This window comes from Olivibacter sp. EAT-5 (genome assembly GCF_044784325.1).
Classification (GTDB): domain Bacteria; phylum Bacteroidota; class Bacteroidia; order Sphingobacteriales; family Sphingobacteriaceae; genus Olivibacter; species Olivibacter oleidegradans.
In genome coordinates this window covers 1,898,181-1,914,942 of the sequence record NZ_CP173028.1, presented here as the reverse complement: position 1 = coordinate 1,914,942, position 16,762 = coordinate 1,898,181, and the positions used below count along the sequence as shown (strand labels likewise).

18 protein-coding genes and 1 tRNA gene are annotated in these 16,762 nt (G+C 40.8%); 6 read left to right on the top strand and 13 right to left on the bottom strand.

The annotated features are described in order from the left end of the window. Window positions 1-16: 16 nt before the first annotated feature. On the top strand, window positions 17-571 hold the full coding sequence (locus ACH11B_RS07785) for a DNA-3-methyladenine glycosylase I (RefSeq protein WP_013664784.1): 555 nt from the start codon (window positions 17-19) through the stop codon (window positions 569-571). A gap of 6 nt (window positions 572-577) precedes the next feature. Here ACH11B_RS07785 and ACH11B_RS07780 read toward each other — a convergent pair whose 3' ends face one another. The 4 genes from ACH11B_RS07780 to ACH11B_RS07765 are packed head-to-tail and all read right to left on the bottom strand — an operon-like array spanning window position 578 to window position 2,421. Continuing rightward, window positions 578-1,147, bottom strand: a complete 570-nt coding sequence (locus ACH11B_RS07780) for a DUF1572 family protein (RefSeq protein ID WP_013664783.1) — start codon at window positions 1,145-1,147, stop codon at window positions 578-580. Window positions 1,148-1,165: 18 nt separating this feature from the next. Continuing rightward, the gene (locus ACH11B_RS07775) at window positions 1,166-1,525 is read right to left on the bottom strand and encodes a nuclear transport factor 2 family protein (protein WP_130854526.1); all 360 of its coding nucleotides are present in this window, start codon (window positions 1,523-1,525) and stop codon (window positions 1,166-1,168) included. Further along, on the bottom strand, window positions 1,522-1,950 hold the full coding sequence (locus ACH11B_RS07770; RefSeq protein ID WP_013664781.1) for a GNAT family N-acetyltransferase: 429 nt from the start codon (window positions 1,948-1,950) through the stop codon (window positions 1,522-1,524). The genes ACH11B_RS07775 and ACH11B_RS07770 overlap by 4 nt, the downstream gene beginning before the upstream one ends. A 12-nt stretch (window positions 1,951-1,962) precedes the next feature. After that, entirely contained in the window at window positions 1,963-2,421 is a 459-nt protein-coding gene (locus ACH11B_RS07765) for a GNAT family N-acetyltransferase (protein WP_377613210.1), read from the bottom strand. An 88-nt stretch (window positions 2,422-2,509) separates the two neighbouring features. On the opposite strand from ACH11B_RS07765, the gene ACH11B_RS07760 reads away from it, so the two are divergent. Next, window positions 2,510-3,928 (top strand): PLP-dependent aminotransferase family protein, encoded by a 1,419-nt coding sequence (locus ACH11B_RS07760; protein WP_013664779.1) that lies wholly within the window; start codon window positions 2,510-2,512, stop codon window positions 3,926-3,928. Between the two features lie 10 nt (window positions 3,929-3,938). Here ACH11B_RS07760 and ACH11B_RS07755 read toward each other — a convergent pair whose 3' ends face one another. From ACH11B_RS07755 to ACH11B_RS07715, 9 genes are all read right to left on the bottom strand, one after another. Further along, entirely contained in the window at window positions 3,939-4,628 is a 690-nt protein-coding gene (locus ACH11B_RS07755; RefSeq protein ID WP_377613209.1) for a protein-L-isoaspartate(D-aspartate) O-methyltransferase, read from the bottom strand. 133 nt (window positions 4,629-4,761) lie between these two features. Next, window positions 4,762-6,198, bottom strand: coding sequence for a TolC family protein (locus tag ACH11B_RS07750; protein ID WP_377613208.1), 1,437 nt, complete (start codon window positions 6,196-6,198; stop codon window positions 4,762-4,764). 1 nt (window position 6,199) lies between these two features. Further along, window positions 6,200-9,394, bottom strand: coding sequence for an efflux RND transporter permease subunit (locus ACH11B_RS07745; RefSeq protein WP_377613207.1), 3,195 nt, complete (start codon window positions 9,392-9,394; stop codon window positions 6,200-6,202). Window positions 9,395-9,417: 23 nt separating this feature from the next. Next, a complete protein-coding gene (locus tag ACH11B_RS07740) occupies window positions 9,418-10,500 on the bottom strand; it encodes an efflux RND transporter periplasmic adaptor subunit (RefSeq protein WP_013664775.1) in 1,083 nt (360 codons plus the stop codon). A gap of 164 nt (window positions 10,501-10,664) precedes the next feature. Further along, on the bottom strand, window positions 10,665-11,072 hold the full coding sequence (locus ACH11B_RS07735; RefSeq protein WP_377613206.1) for a hypothetical protein: 408 nt from the start codon (window positions 11,070-11,072) through the stop codon (window positions 10,665-10,667). Between the two features lie 430 nt (window positions 11,073-11,502). Continuing rightward, window positions 11,503-12,315 carry a helix-turn-helix domain-containing protein gene (locus tag ACH11B_RS07730; RefSeq protein ID WP_377613205.1) on the bottom strand — a complete coding sequence of 271 codons (813 nt, stop codon included), beginning with the start codon at window positions 12,313-12,315 and terminating at the stop codon, window positions 11,503-11,505. A 76-nt stretch (window positions 12,316-12,391) separates the two neighbouring features. Beyond that, window positions 12,392-13,282 carry an oxidoreductase gene (locus ACH11B_RS07725; protein WP_377613204.1) on the bottom strand — a complete coding sequence of 297 codons (891 nt, stop codon included), beginning with the start codon at window positions 13,280-13,282 and terminating at the stop codon, window positions 12,392-12,394. 168 nt (window positions 13,283-13,450) lie between these two features. Beyond that, window positions 13,451-13,522 (bottom strand) — tRNA-Arg (locus tag ACH11B_RS07720). Window position 13,523: 1 nt separating this feature from the next. Beyond that, window positions 13,524-13,772, bottom strand: a complete 249-nt coding sequence (locus ACH11B_RS07715) for a GIY-YIG nuclease family protein (RefSeq protein ID WP_377613203.1) — start codon at window positions 13,770-13,772, stop codon at window positions 13,524-13,526. Window positions 13,773-14,126: 354 nt separating this feature from the next. Between ACH11B_RS07715 and ACH11B_RS07710 the strand changes: the two genes are divergently transcribed. The 4 genes from ACH11B_RS07710 to ACH11B_RS07695 all read left to right on the top strand — a co-directional run bounded on the left by ACH11B_RS07710 (window position 14,127) and on the right by ACH11B_RS07695 (window position 16,756). Then, complete coding sequence (locus ACH11B_RS07710; RefSeq protein ID WP_013664770.1) at window positions 14,127-14,765, top strand: peroxiredoxin; 639 nt, start codon at window positions 14,127-14,129, stop codon at window positions 14,763-14,765. A 6-nt stretch (window positions 14,766-14,771) separates the two neighbouring features. Next, complete coding sequence (locus tag ACH11B_RS07705) at window positions 14,772-15,086, top strand: thioredoxin family protein (protein WP_013664769.1); 315 nt, start codon at window positions 14,772-14,774, stop codon at window positions 15,084-15,086. Then, complete coding sequence (locus ACH11B_RS07700) at window positions 15,067-15,327, top strand: DUF6952 family protein (protein WP_013664768.1); 261 nt, start codon at window positions 15,067-15,069, stop codon at window positions 15,325-15,327. The genes ACH11B_RS07705 and ACH11B_RS07700 overlap by 20 nt, the downstream gene beginning before the upstream one ends. Before the next feature lie 406 nt (window positions 15,328-15,733). Next, window positions 15,734-16,756, top strand: coding sequence for a low specificity L-threonine aldolase (locus ACH11B_RS07695; RefSeq protein ID WP_013664766.1), 1,023 nt, complete (start codon window positions 15,734-15,736; stop codon window positions 16,754-16,756). Window positions 16,757-16,762: the final 6 nt, after the last annotated feature.

Genomic DNA, 16,762 nt, shown 5'->3' with positions numbered 1-16,762 from the left:
TAACAGAGACGTATATATGATAAAAAGATGCGGATGGTGCGGCAATGACCCGCTTTACATGGCTTACCATGATGAGGAATGGGGCAAAGCGGTAACCGATGATAAAACTTTATTTGAATTTTTGATTTTGGAGTCGGCACAGGCCGGTCTTAGCTGGATCACCATATTACGAAAAAGAGAAGGCTATCGACGGAATTTTGCCGATTTCGATGCTCAAAAGGTCGCTCAATTTACGGACGAAGATGTAGATCGTATCCTTCAAGACCCTGAAGTAATACGTAACAGAGGAAAAGTGAAAGCAGCCATATCCAACGCAATTATATTTCTAAGCATTCAGAAAGAATTCGGATCATTTTATAGCTATTTATATTCTTTTATGCCCAATCAGCAAATAATCAACAATAAAGTTGATAACTACAGGTCATTTATGACAACATCCGCTGAATCCGATGCCATTGCGAAAGACTTAAAAAAACGAGGAATGAAATTTTTTGGAAGTACTATTTGCTATGCCTATATGCAAGCAGTTGGCATGGTAAATGACCACGAGGTGGATTGTTCTTTTAAATAGTTATCATTAGGGCTTGTCTGTAAAATGACGCTTACTTTTCTTTTGGCCAAATTTTTTTCGATTATATTGTGCAGAGCCGTTACGTGGAATCGATAAGGTTTCCCAAGTATCGTCTTTGATCATTTTTGCTAAATAAACAATTTGACCTACGTGATAAGCGTAATGTGCCAGCTGTCTGTTTATTGCTTCCACGACGGTATGCCCCTCGTTCCTTATATATATAATAGAATCAAGGTCGGATGGGCGCAGATTATACATGGTATCGAGCAAACAGGTCCAACCTTTATTCCAAACAATCATCAACTCCTTTCTATCAATTGGTTGGTCTTCGAACTCCTCATCCCGCTTGCGCCAGGTCTTCTCACCATCAGTAGTTAGAAAATCTGTAAATCTCGACAACATATTTCCTGTTAAATGTTGCACGATAATAGTGATGCTATTACTTTCTTGATTATATTGCCAATGAAGACTTGTATCGTCCAATTGGGCAATCGCCTGTTCGCCCAACTTTTTATAGTACAGGAACTGCTTTATTACACTCTCCAAATATGTTTTACATCCTTCCAATGTATTCATACGCTTTCAAAGTCAATTTTAATGCCAATGATAATGTGCCCGAACCCGTTGAATTTTACCTTCGTCGTTTAGTTCCATATATTCGGCAGAGATGGAGTTATTAACACTCCGATATACTAAAACAACCGAATTTATACCGTGGAGCTCATGGTACAGTTCAAAGGCCAAATCCGGATACTTCTTCAAGCCTCTTTCAAAATAGTCCTTTAATTGTTGCTTACCTCGTACTTGTCCTTCTTCGCTTACTCCAAGCTGCTGAATGATTGGCGAACGAAAATCAATATCATCCGCATAGTGGGTCATGATTTCTTCTAAATCGTGATTATTCCAAGCCCTAATCCAGTCGCTTGTAAACCGGTTGAATTTTTCTGCTTTCATTTCTTGTAAAGGTTTGGTGTATATATTTCCATATGTCGTGTTATATCAGCGAGTGGTCCAAAACCATATTCGGCATAAAGCGAATGCGCATCCGCAGTAACCAACATCATCCGTCGCAAAGTTTTTACCCAGGGTAAACGCATAATATGATTAAGCATTATTTTTGAGACCCCTTGTTTCCTATAACTTTTTATTACAAAAACATCGGCCAAATAAGCGAATGTTGCCCTGTCCGTAATTAATCTGGCAAATGCAATTTGTTTATTATTGTCAAACACCCCGATACAATAAGAGTTATTTAAGGATTCCTCTACCAGTTCGAGCGGAATATCTTTAGCCCAATAACTTTCTTTTGATAAAAAGGTATGAATAAGTTTCATATCCATTTCGTCAACACCTATTTTTATTTGAAATGTATGCTGCATATCTAAAAAGGATTATAAAACTAACTCCATCATTACATCCGCCCTTTTATACTTGGGGTTATCCACGGACACGTTATAAAAACCATACTTTCTATAAATTGCTAAAGCAGACTGCAAGATGCTTTGGGAATACAACACCAGCTTTTTTACTCCCAATTCGCGCGCCTTTTCGATGGCATGTGCACACAGAGCCTTACCGATCCCAAGTCCATGATAAGATTCGTCAACAGCCATTTTAGTTAACTCCATAACCTCCTCACTAACTTTTTTTAGCGCTACCGTGCCCACAATTACACCATCATATGCTGCAAATAAAATTTCGCCCCCGTCTCGAAGAATAGCCTCTTCCGGATGCTCTAACACATATTTGTCAATAGGTTCAACGGTAAAATATTTATTTAACCACGCTTTGTTGAATTTCTCAAAAAAGGTTTGCTTATCCGGTTGGTAATAACTTATTAATATTTCCATGATTATTTTTTTCTTATACAAAGAAGAGAAAAAAAAGAAAAGAAGTACAGATACAATTTTTTTATATTTGAAGGATACAGTTTATATTATGAAAGAAGAAGCATTATATATTGTCATAGCTAAGGCAATTGAGCAGCAAATACGCAATAATGTATTAAAAATAGGAGATAAGTTACCCTCTATTCGTACGGTAAAAAGAGAATATGGCGTAAGCATGAATACAGCGACACGTGCTTTTTTCGAACTGGAAAGAAAAGCACTCATCGAATCACGCCCCCAATCGGGCTTCTATGTCTCCAGGCATTCGAGAAGCAGACTACCTGTTCCCACCACCAGTAATCCTTCTGTCTTATCGCATCAGGAACAAGCGGAAAACCTGATCGATAAGGTTTACCGGTCGTTAAACGACACCTCTATTACTCGGTTTTCCATAGGTGTTCCAGCCAATGAACTTTTACCAATAGCCAAGCTGAATAAAAGCTTATTACAAGCTACCCGTACGCTTGACGGAAGTGGCACTGCCTACGAAGAAATTCAAGGAAATTTTAAATTGCGTCGCAATATTGCGCGATGGTCTTTCACCTGGGGAGGTATGCTCACTGCGGATGATTTAGTTACTACTGCCGGTGCCATGAATGCACTGTCGTATTGTATGATGGCCCTTGCTAAAAAGGGCGATACCATTGCGGTGGAAAGTCCTGTTTACTTTGGTATATTGCAATTGGCGAAAAGCTTAGGGCTTGAAGTGCTGGAAATACCAACCCATCCCATAACCGGTATGGAACTCGATGCATTACGAAAGGTGTTACCTAGCATAAAACTTTGCTTAGTGGTAAGTAACTTCAACAATCCCCTTGGAAGTTGTATGCCCGAAGAGAATAAAAAGGCATTGGTAAACATGTTATCGGAACACGAAATACCGCTTATAGAAGATGATTTATATGGTGATGTTTACTTTGGAGAAAACCGACCTAAACCCTGCAAAGCCTTCGACAAAAAGGGCTTGGTTCTATGGTGTGGGTCAGTATCTAAAACCTTGGCTCCCGGCTATCGGGTAGGTTGGGTTGCGCCCGGGAAGTTTAAGGAGCAAGTTATCCGCCTTAAGCTACTACATGCCGTTTCATCCACCACACTCACCCAGGAAGTTATTGGCGATTTTTTAGAAAATGGACGATATGAGGCCCACCTTCGAAAAATGCGTCGTACATTGCAAGCAAACAGCCTACACTTTACGCGAGCTATTCACGACTACTTTCCAGAAGAAACACGGGTCAGCAGACCTCAGGGAGGATTTGTACTCTGGGTAGAACTGAATCCAAATTTAAATGTTCCGTTGCTATACGATCAGGCTATGCGTCAAAAAATAAGCATTGCACCCGGTCGTATGTTTACCCTTCAAAATCAATTTAACAATTGTATGCGTTTGAGCTACGGCTTACAATGGTCGGATGAACTTGAGAAGAAACTTGCAATGTTAGGCTCGATCGCTAAAAAAATGATCCGGTAAACAAGCCATCTCATCTATTTTTCCTTGTAAATGGGACAAAACGAACATGCATAAGATCTTGAACGACAAGCTTCCCTTTCTTTTTCTTTAAGAGCTTTAAGGTTTGCATGCCTTTGGTAGGTCCAATCGGTATGATCATTTTTCCGCCGTCTTTCAACTGCTCGACGAGTGGTTCCGGGATTTTTTCCGGCGCTGCAGTAACAATGATGGCGTCAAAAGGCGCGGCTGATCTTAAGCCTTGATAGCCATCACCAATGACAACTTCTATATTGTTATAATTCAGCTGATGCAATAACTTTTTGGTACGTTCACCCAGTTCCTTCACAATCTCAATCGTATAAACCTGCGCTACAATCTCTGCTAACACCGCTGCCTGATAACCCGATCCGGTTCCAATCTCAAGTACGCGATCGTCTTTACTTAAGTCAAGCATTTGTGTCATGCTTGCCACTATAAAGGGTTGGGAAATTGTTTGTCTAAAACCAATTGGAAGCGGACGATCTTCGTAAGCATAGGATTGGTAAGGAGAGGGTACAAACAAATGTCGTTCTACTTGCCTCATCGCTTGCAAGGTGGCATCGTGGTGTATTCCACGAGCTTCTAGCTGTTCAATAACCATTTTCTCGCGGAGCTGTTTATAATCCTGCGGTGCATTGGATTGAAGAAGCGTATAAGTACATAACAACACAAGTATCATCATTTTTCCTTTTATTAGCTCTCATAAAGGGGAACAAGATGCTCGTTAAAAAGTTTACCCTTTTATTAGATCAACTGCATCAAAAAGGCCCTCAAAACAACCGTTTCGAGGGCCTCAATCAATCCAAAAAATTCAGCTAGTTCCATCCACCACCCAATGCCCTGTAAATATTTACCATGGCATTCATCTGTTGCATTTTTGTTTCAACCAATTCAAATTTGGATTCCAAGGCATCACGCTGCGTCAATAACACTTCCATATAATCTGCCCTAGCTGATTTGAAAAGGCTATTGGAAATACCAATCGACTGCGAAAGGGCATCCACTTGTTTTGACTTTAAATCGTAACTTTTTTCCAGGTTGTTAATTTTCGCCAATTGATTAGCCACTTCAACATAAGCATTTAAAACAGTCCGCTCATAATTATAAACAGCCTGTATCTGCTTGGCATTGGCATTATAATACGCAGCCTTTATGGCATTCCTATTAATTAAAGGAGCTGTGATATCGCCCGCCAGGGAATAAAGCAAGGACTTTGGGGTCTTCACGAGATAAGTAGGATCAAAAGCTTGGTAACCGATGGCCGCTGAAATTCCTAAAGAAGGATAAAACCTGGCTTTTGCTACCTTAATATCCAGTTTCGCCGCTGCTAATTCCAATTCAGCCTGCTTGATATCCGGGCGATTTGCCAACAATTGCGCAGGTAAACCCGTATGTACAGCCTCGGGTATCAAATGCTCGAAATTATCACTAGTCCGTTGAATAGGCTGCGGATACCTTCCCAATAAAAAGTTAATTCGGTTCTCCGTTTCTGTAACACGTTGCTGAATAGCATACTGAAGGCTTTTGGTGTTCAACACCTCTGCCTCAAATCTGCGCACCGCCAGCTCCGTAACCTGTGCGGCCTCTTTCTGCATTTTTACTATTCTTAAGGCATTACTTTGAATTTCGATATTCTTTTTAACAATATCCAACTGGTTATCCAGTGCCAATAACTCATAATATGAGTTGGCGATTTCGGCAACCAGATTGGTAATAACGAAATTTTTCCCTTCTACGGTCGACAGATACCGGCTTACAGCCGCTTTCTTTGCATTATGCAGCTTCTTCCAAATATCTATTTCCCAAGTAGCGGAAAGTCCCAACATATAATCAGGGAGTGGCTCGGGATTTTCCTTTCCTTCTTTTATTTCTAAGTGATGTTCTAATGCCCCGATATTGGTATATCTAGCTACTTTATCAACACCAGCTGCCCCTTTAATCCCCACGAATGGGAGATACTCCCCCTTTCTCTCCCGAATCTCGTTCCTTGAAATTTCAATTTCCTGTAAGGTAATATTCAGTTCCTGATTATTTTTTAAAGCTGTATCAATCAACGCCGCTAAATAAGGATCAGTAAAGTACTCCTTCCAAGTCAATTTTGCCGTGTTAACGGTATCCTGCGAACCATTATAGCTCGCAGGAGTCTTTGTATTTGCTTCACGCTGAACTAATGCAGGTGTTTTACATCCTGTATACGTTATTAGTACCAAGCAGCCTATTATAACGTATACATATTTATATTTTTTAGACATCTTACTCATTTTCATCACCATTATCGAATTTATCTATTTGATGTACAAACTCATCGGATAATGAGTTTTCATCTTCACCCTTAATCAGTTTTCTTCCGCTAGCAAGGGAACCGAAAATATAGTATAGTCCAGGAACTATAATTACACCGAAGACAGTACCGAATACCATACCGCCCATCGCGGATGCACCAATGGTCCTGTTGCCAATCGCGCCGGCACCTGTTGCAATAATTAACGGAATTAATCCCGCAATGAAGGCAAACGATGTCATCAGGATAGGACGGAAACGGACCTTCGCCCCTTCAATAGCCGCTTCCAGTATGGAGGCTCCTTCTCGATGTTTGAGTACGGCAAACTCAACAATCAATACAGCGTTCTTACCAAGCAGTCCGACAAGCATGATAAGACCGATTTGAGCGTAGATATCATTTTGAAGTCCCATTAACTTAAGGAGTAAAAACGAACCGAACACCCCCACGGGCAAGGAGAATACCACCGCAAGTGGGATGATAAAGCTCTCATATTGTGCTGCAAGAACAAAGTACACAAACGCCAGTACGATTAGGAATATATAGAGCGACTCATTCCCTCTGTTAGCCTCGTCATAAGAAAGTCCTTCCCATGCAATATCATACCCGTTAGGAAGCGATTTTTTCGCTACTTCGCGAATAGCCTGAATAGCATCGGCAGTAGTATAACCAGCTGCCGGAAGTCCCCTGATGGCTGCCGAATTGTACATATTGTATCGGGTAATCTCGTTTGGCCCTTGCGACTTTTTAAGCTTCATAAATGCCGAATAAGGCACCATTTCACCGTGATCGTTTTTGACGAAAAGATTAAGTATATCAGATGGTAGTCTTCTGAATTTAGGATCCGATTGAACATATACTTTAAAGAAGCGGCCAAACTTGATGAAACCTTGCTCATAGGTACTACCAATCATAATATTCAGGTTGTCCATTGCTTTACCAATAGAGACACCTTTTTGCATGGCTAAATTGTTGTCAACTTCAAGCTCATATTGAGGATAATTTGCCGCAAAGAAGGTAAATAATCCGGCGAGCTCCTTACGTTTACGCAAATCTTCGAGGAACTGTTTGTTCACTTTATCAAATTCCTGGTAATCCGTGGTTGTATTTTTATCTAGCAACCGTAAGGAGAAACCGCCTGATGATCCGAATCCGGGAATAGCCGGCGGCTCAAAGAACTCGATGGTTGCCCCCAAGCCTTTGGATTTCTCTTCTAATTCTTTCATGATCTCGGTAACGGAGTGTTCCCTTTCATGCCATGGTTTAAGGTTAATCATACAGGTACCTGCATTAGAACCCCGACCTTCTGTCATAATTTCATAGCCGGCAAGGGAGGATACCGACTCTACCCCGTCTACATGTTCACAAATTCCCTGAAGCTTTCGCGATACCTCATTGGTCGTTTCCAGCGTAGATCCCGGAGGTGTTTGGATAATTCCGTAAATAGTACCCTGGTCTTCACTGGGGATAAAACCAGCAGGAAGTACCTGGTTTTCGAAGAAGATACCTGCACAGAACGCCGCTAAGACAGCAAATGTCAGTACTCTTCTGCTTACTATAGACTTTAATACGCCGACATATTTACCGGTAAGCTTATCAAAACCACGGTTAAAGCTATCAAGTGCTTTGGTAAATATATTCGGCTTTGCGTGGTGTGTGTGATGGTTTTTTAACAACATGGCACATAGTACCGGTGTGAGGGTAAGCGCTATAATGGCCGAAATCACAATCGAGCTCGCCATCGTAATAGAGAATTGCCGATAGAAGGTACCCACAGGGCCCGTCATGAAGGAGATAGGTAAGAACACCGATACCATTACTGCCGTAATCGCTATAATCGCACCACTAATTTCTCCCAGCACCCTTTTTACAGCCTGGTAGGGCGTCATGCTAGGAAACTCATCAAATTTGGCGTGGACCGCTTCCACCACCACAATGGCATCATCCACCACAATACCGATCGCTAATACAAGGGCAAACAAAGTTACCAGGTTAATAGATAATCCGAAAAATTGGATAACAAAGAATGCTCCTACAAGCGATACCGGCACCGCCAATATAGGAATAAGCGTAGATCTCCAGTCGCCCAGGAAAACAAACACAACGATTGCCACCAAGATAAAGGCGTCCCTTAACGTATGGACAACCTGTTCGATAGAGGCATCAAGGAACTGGGAAACGTCATAACTGATTTTATAATCCAATCCGGGAGGGAACGTTTCCTTCATCTCCGCAAGTTTGTCTTTTACAGCAGCGATTACATCACTCGCGTTACTACCATAGTTTTGGTTTAACAATATGGAAGCTGAAGGATGACCGTCAAGGTTGGAGTAAATATCGAAGAACTCACTTCCCAGCTCTACTTTACCTATATCTCCTAAACGAATACGCTCACCATCCGCATTGGCGCGAATAATGATATTTTCATACTCAGCGGGTTCACTATACCTGCCCTTATAGGTTAATACGTACTCTAACGACTGCGCTTTGATACCTGAGCTCTGTCCGATACGTCCCGGACGACCAACAATACTTTGTTCAGCCATCGCGTCCATCACTTCGTCTACCGATATATGGTAAGCTCGCATACGGTCGGGATTTAGCCAAACCCGCATAGCATAGGTTCTACTACCTAATATCTGCGATCTTGCCACCCCCTTAATCCGATTGATTTCAGGGATCATTTTTACGCTGGCATAGTTATACAGGAATTTTTCGTCCATGTTCTTACCCTTTGCGTACAGGTTGACATACATCAACATACTCGGCTGGATGGGGGAGACGACTACTCCTTCACGCTGAACCAGTTCGGGCAAGAGGGGCATCACCTGGTCGACCCTGGTTTTCACCCTGACTACCGCTTGGTCAGGATCGGTACCGGGTTCAAAAATAACCCTTAAGGTAGCTTCCCCCGCACTGGTTGCATCGGTGGCTATATAACGCATACCCTGAACACCGTTAATCGCGTTCTCTAAGTTAATCAGCGTCGACTGCACTAATACATCTGCGCTAGATCCCGGATAAGCTATAAAAACATTAACGGTTGTTGGCGCAATTTGGGGGAATTGTGATATGGGCAACTGTTTGATTGCCAAGGAACCTACAAATACAATCATAATAGATATTACAATCGCAAATACAGGCCTCTGTATGAATTTATTGAACATCTGATTTTTTTTAAGTTAATCCACTATTCTGCATATAACTCCAAATGCGATATAACATCTTTGGGGTCTTCCAGCTTGTATTCAATTTTCTCGTTTTCTTTAACTAGCCGAATACCTTCTAGGAGAACCTTATCATCTACAGACAAACCTGATTCAATAAGGAAGAGATGTGGCAACTCTGCAGCTATTTTAATCTCTCTTGATTGTATCTTATTATCTTTATCCAGTACATACACATATTTCTTTTCAAGCACCTCGAACGTAGCCTTTTGCGGAATAATCACTGCGTTTTTATAGGGAGTTTTCATTTGAATGTTACCCGTTTCGCCGTGTCTCAACAATCCTTTGGGATTAGGAAAGGTTGCCCTGAAAGCAATATTACCGGTTTCATTGTTAAAGTCGGCCTCAATGGTCTCCACCCTACCCGGATAGTCGAACAACCGGTTATTAGCCATTAGTAAATCAACCTTCGTTAAACTGTCCTTTTTAAGATTCGTTTTATAGTCTAAATACTCGGCTTCCGGTACATTGTAATATACCCACATCTTGCTATTATCAGAAAGCTCCGTTAGTAAGTCGCCTTCCTCTACTAAACTTCCCTGCCGTACATGGAACCGATCGATGATTCCATCAAATGGCGCCCGGATTTCGGTAAATTGCAAATGCACTTTTGTTAGCGCGAGTTCGGCCTTCGCTTTGTCAAACTTGGCCTTCGCCATTGCCAATTCATTCGGCGCTACGATGTTACTATCAGCTAAGCTTTTGGTATTTTTATATTCTATTTCGGCAAAGTTTGCCTCTGCTTGTGCTTTTTGCAGCTCAGCTTCGTACAGTTTAGGCATAATTTGAAACAACAACTGTCCTGCCTTCACAAACTGTCCCTCATCTACAAAAATCTTCTGTAAATAACCGCGCTCCTGCGCTCTTAACTCAATATGTTGTACGGAACGAATCTGGCATACATAATCTTTGATGATCGACGTATCCATCTTGACGGGCGTTGTTACCAAAAATTTGGTTTGCTCTTCTTTCTCTTCTTTTTTCGATTGGCAACCGGCATGGCACAACATCGCCCCCAGGCCCATGAGCATGAAAATTCTCTTCATAATAATTCGCTTATCGAAGCAATATGATTCTTAATATTTTTTGAAAATTGTACACAAGAACACCTCAGGTTTATTCTCACGTTTAAACCATTAGCATGTATTATTTATGGAATGTAGAAATAACGGAATAGCAAGGTTAGGCTTTTTCCGTTAGCAGAGAAAAATCAAATTCGAATAACCCGAAACAGGAGGTAGGTTCGGGACGAGGTATACGGAGCATGTTCTGAGGAAGCCAAACTTTGCTTCATCTGTCGCCAAAAATACCTCGCACTTAAGGCATAAAAAAAATCAGTAAAATAATTACTGATTTCTAAATATTTTCGGGAAGAAACCGAGTCATCTTCTTCCTCCTTGTCTGTAGCCCGTATTTTTTCGGTGACTTTTTCTTCGTTGAGCGGCGCTGGCTTAAAAACCAATTCATTCGCCTCACCTATCTGCTCATAAGCTCCCCGTTCAAAAATTTTTACCAATGAATAACGGATATGGTCTTGATGCGCGTAAGCGTGTAGGTGATTGTATCTGCTCAAGAAGAGCAAACACAGCGATAGAAAAAATCTAACGAGCCATTTCATGATCGGGGTCAAAAGTATGTAAAGTTGTCCATACGAACAACAGTGAATTGTTAAATCTTAGTTAAATGTAATAGCTCAATGACAGTCAAAAACTGATATCATAAAAAATAGTTGCCGAGAAGCCGTATCCAATCCATCCTTTAATTTATTCGATAAATTTTACATCAAACAACAATCTATCTATTTTTTCATTATTAACACAAAAAAGCTGTTTTATACACAAAAATAGCAAAACAGAAGATAAACACAAGAAATCAAATCAAAAATTACTGAAAAAAGCCGATGAATCGGTAAAAAATATAACAAACACGAAATATAGACACAAAAAAAGGCACAAAATCTCGTATTGCAGACATGAAAACAGCACAAAGAAAAGCTTAGCAAGCACAAATACACGCCGATAATTGGAATATTTTAAATTCTTTCGTTATTAAACTAACTTAGACGGCGGCATACCATACATTTTTTTAAAGGCGAAGGAAAAATGCGAAAGATCTTCGAATCCGATCTCCAAGTATACATCAGAAGGAGCACGCCCCTTCTCTTTAATTAGATAATGAGCCTCCTGCAATCGTCTTTGTTGTAACCACTTACTTGGAGAGGTATGAAAAATATGCTCAAAGTCACGCTTAAAGGTAGCCAAACTGCGACCGGTAAGGTAGGCGAAGCGTTTAAGCTGTACGTTAAAATGAAAGTTTTTATTCATGAAGGCCTCCAAATCGATCTTACCCGGTTCCGTGAAATCAAATAATATATTCTGCAATTCAGGTTTGGATTGTAGTAAAATCATAACCGCCTCATGTTGTTTCAAAACTTGAAGCTGTTGAGGGATCGCTTGATCGCTTCCGGTGTAAGGCATCAATGAATTCATGAAACTTTTACATAACGCTCCTCCGTTTAACCGCATCACTGCTTCTCCTCTGAACGGCTCTTCTATGGCTTTATACCCATATACTATACTAAAGTCCCTTAACATGGGCTGATCAAGGTAAATTGAGATCGATTTAAAAACACCTCCGACTGGCGGTTGTTTAACAAACTTCAAAAGTTGATTCCTTTTGATAAATCGAAAATCGCCTTCATTGAAAACATGTTCACTGTCTCCTGTATTTATTAGCAGTGTACCCGATAATTGATAACTGAATACGTGTTCCGGTGCAAACTGTTCGCCCTCACGGTTACGATTGAAGTAGCATGAATACGCAATTGGTGACGATCTTCCATTTGTTTTTGGTTCGGACATAGGCAATTTGTAAAATAGGCAGATAGTCGTCAACATAGCCGTAGCGATGAAACTAGCCGCCTATATATATACAATATTAATGTTTTCTTTGCAGATTACCGGTATACCACTGACCTTGAGGTGTATCAAGAAAGTTCTCAGAAGTGTCATGATCGGTAGATAAACTAACCTCCATCCATTCTTCCATTTCGGCCTGCCTGGTCTCATTTGCAATTTTCAGCATGCCGACAGCCTCACTGCCCAATACCAAATGTATAGGCGGCGTTGGATGAGAAGCCAATTCCACCATAGCTTTGGCAGCCTTTACAGGGTCGCCCATGGCAATGAATTTTCCACTTTTAAAAAAATCTGTCCGCTGCTTCACCATTAGGTAATCTTCGATCTCCCGCGCATAGGTCATAGAAGCACCGGCCCAATCCGTGCGGAAGCCGCCTGGTTCTACGCTGGTAACGTAAATGCCCAATGGGGCTACCTCTTTTGCCAATGCCTCTGTGAAGCCACTTAAGCCAAATTTAGCCGCTTGGTACATCGTTAAACCGGCATTACCTACTCGGCCGCCGATGGAACTAATTTGCAGGATACGGCCTCCTCCTTGACTGCGCATATAGGGCAACACGGCTCGAGTGATTTCTATCGGAGCATATAGATTCGTTTCTAGCTGACTCCGTACCTGTTCATCGGTATAGGCTTCCGCCGCACCAATGATACCGAAACCGGCATTGTTAACCAGCACATCAATACGACCAAAATGTTTTACCGCCTCAGCCATCGACTGTGAAACCTGCTTATAATCGGTCACATCTAAAGCTATTGGCAGTACCTGATCGGCATATTGCTTTAACAAATCATTTAGTTGATTAATATTACGGGCCGTTGCGACTACTTTATCGCCGCTAGCCAGCACTGCTTCCGTCAGGCTACGTCCCAATCCCCTGGAACTTCCTGTTATAAACCATACTTTTTCCATTGTCTTATATATTTAATACAATACAAAAGTAGGCTCTTAGTAGACGGTAGATTTTGTTTAAAAGTTCAATATGCTTTGTTCAAAAGCTCATTAACACGCATTTATTGAAGAGCGGGCATCAGCTTCAAACAAAAAAGCGGCTTATTTTGCAATAAGCCGCTTTTTTCGTAGCCCCGACGGGAATCGAACCCATATCTAAAGTTTAGGAAACTTCTATTCTATCCGTTGAACTACAGGGCCATTATTCAATTTGCAAAGATTTTAAAAATTCTTTACCTATACCAGATTTATAATATTTTTCTCTTTTTCTTGCCGTCAGTCGATTACCGACCTCCTCTTTATAAATCAATTGCCAAGGGATATATCCCTTCGTTGATTTAGTCCTTCCCTCGTTGTGCTCATTCAAACGTTTTTCAACATTCTGACTTAAACCAACATATATTCGCCCGTCCCTCTCACTTCTAATGGCGTATACATAGTATATCTCCATAGCTAAAGTTTAATAAACCTATCTTCGGTAGCTAAACTTCTATTCCCTGCCTGCCGGCAGGCAGGTATCCGTTGAACTACAGGGCCATTTTGGAACGCAAACTTAGATAAATTTCCGCTTATATGCAATTTACAAGACAATTAGCAGTAATACGATTGCACTTTGACATGCCTGCTCTTGGCGGGGCTTCTGACATTGCTTTTTGATTAACGTTTAAAAGATTTGACTATTTTATTTTGCAATACCATCGCGCTCTAAGTATAGTTTTTATTTATAACCCCATAAGAAAATAAGATACTTTAACCTAGCAGAAAGCCTTATCTTTGTGGCATCAAAAACGAAAAAAAATTTAATATGAGCTTAGTAGGTAAAAAATTCCCGAACATTACTGTTGACGCCATGGATCACATGGGCGATGATTTAAGAATTAACGTATTAGAAGAGGCTACTAAAAAAGGAAAGAAGGTATTGTTATTCTGGTATCCAAAAGATTTCACCTTCGTTTGCCCTACCGAATTGCATGCATTTCAGGAAGCTTTACCTGAATTTGAAAAAAGAAATACTATTGTAATTGGCGCATCTTGCGACACCAACGAAGTACACTTCGCATGGTTAAACACCGCAAAAGATAATGGCGGTATCGAAGGAGTAACTTACCCAATCTTAGCAGACACTACACGTAATTTAGCGAACGTATTGGGCATTTTGGATATACAAAAAGCAGCTTATGACGAAGAATTGGATTCGTTGATTATTGAAGGATCTAATGTTACGTTCAGAGCTACTTATCTAGTAGATGAAGATGGTAAAGTATTCCACGAGAGTGTAAATGATATGCCTGTTGGCCGTAATGTAAAAGAATACTTACGTTTGATTGATGCTTATTCTCATGTTCAACAATTTGGAGAAGTATGCCCTGCCAACTGGGAAGAAGGAAAGCAAGCGATGAATGCTAATCGTGAGGGTGTGGCTAGCTACTTATCCGCAAATTAATTTATTATGTTACAAGAATTAGAACAAGATAATTTGGTAGATATCGTTAACCAGAATGATGTCGTATTGGTTCAATACGCTGCAACCTGGTGCGGTAACTGCAAAATTATGAAACCAAAGTTTAAAAAATTGGCTTCAGAAAACGAAAATATACCGTTTGTTATTGTTGATGCCGAGAAGTTGCCGGAATCAAGAAAGCTCGCTAATGTGACTAATTTACCTACATTCGCGGCTTTTAAAGGCGGCAAACTGCTCAATCAAGTGCAGACAAATAAACTGGATGCCTTAACGCAATTAGTAAATGAAGTTACCAGTAATTAAGCATTTAACTCAATTCATTGAGGAAAATGATGAGGATTTTGTGATTGAAGCAATTGAAACGCTTGAATCTCTTACCGAAGTCTCCTCATTGAAAGATGAAGAGTTAGACGTTATCGGTGAGCTAATATCCAACATGTATGGTGCTATTGAAGTGAATAAATTAGTTCAAGAGCAAGGCATGGACAAAAAAGAGGCCCTGAACACTTTTATGAAACGTGTGTTGGGCTCTATCGATAAATAGCGTTTCATCTGCTAACGCAAAAAGCGGTACTGTAGTAGCAGTACCGTTTTTTTTTATGATACAAGCTGTCGCAAACGCGTTCCCGATTTCTCCAACAGCAATAAGTCTCAGGATATCAAACTTTTCCACAGAAATATGTTGAAAACCTGCTTTTCTGTTGAAAACTAATTTACATGAACGGTTTAATTTTCGTAAATTTACTAGTGTTAAAGGTTAATGCTTTAAGTCGCTTTTATACACCTCATAGTATTTTTGATTCACGCAGTGATGTGTCATTCAGTTAAGCCAACTTAAAGAACAAGATTTTTTAATTGTTAATTTCAAAGACCGCCGAGTAGTGTTCACTCGGCGGTCTTTGTGTTACGACACATTTAATTACCTTTGGCCTGAAAAACGCATTTCGAAAATGAAATCACTGGCAAGCGACAATTATGCAGGAGCTATTACGGAAGTAATGCAGGCGCTCCTGCATGAAAATCAAGATCATGCTGTCGCATATGGAAATGACAAAACGACAGAAAGGTTAAAAGACGAATTACGACTACTCATTAATTATCAGTTCAAATTGCACTTGGTATTTAATGGAACAGGAGCCAATCTATTGGCCTTAAGCCTATTGACCAAACCATACGATGCGATTCTTTGTGCAGAAACCGCGCATATATATGTCGATGAATCAACGGCGCCCGAAGGCCTGACCGGTTGCCGGCTTATACCGCTACCTATCGATGAAACAGGCAAGTTAACACCCGCTACCATACAACGGGCTGTGAAGCGTCGTGGTGATTTACATCACCCGCAAATTAAAGTACTGAGTATCACACAACCTACTGAATACGGAACGCTTTATACCTTAGACGAATTGAGAGGAATTCATCGCGTAGCAAATGAAAACGATCTTTTAATCCATATGGATGGCTCCCGTCTATTTACGGCCATCACAGCTTTGAATTGTACGCTACAAGATGTTGTACAGGCTAGTGGAGTTGATGCTTTATCATTGGGCGGAACAAAGTCGGGCATGCTTTATGGCGAGGCCGTGCTTGTTTTTAATGAACATATTCACGACAGTCCTTTTTTTCATAAACGCAGTATGCAATTAGCGTCTAAAAGTCGCTTCATCTCTGCCCAGTTTTTAGCCCTATTAAATCACGACACCTATAGAAAGTATGCCAACATTGTTTTGGAACGAACGCAACAGTTAGCTACCGTCTTAAGGAAATATCCCCAGATCATCATTACCAAACCGGTGGAAGTCAATGCCATTTTCGCCAAAATACCCCCTAATTGGATCAAGCCTCTACAAGAGACGCTTTTTTTCTACCTTTGGGACGAGCATATGCATGAAGTTCGGCTAATGTGTTCGTTTGACACCAGCGAAGAAGAAATCAGTTTGTTTGACAGAAAGCTTGCGGAGCTAACAAGGTAGTCTCAT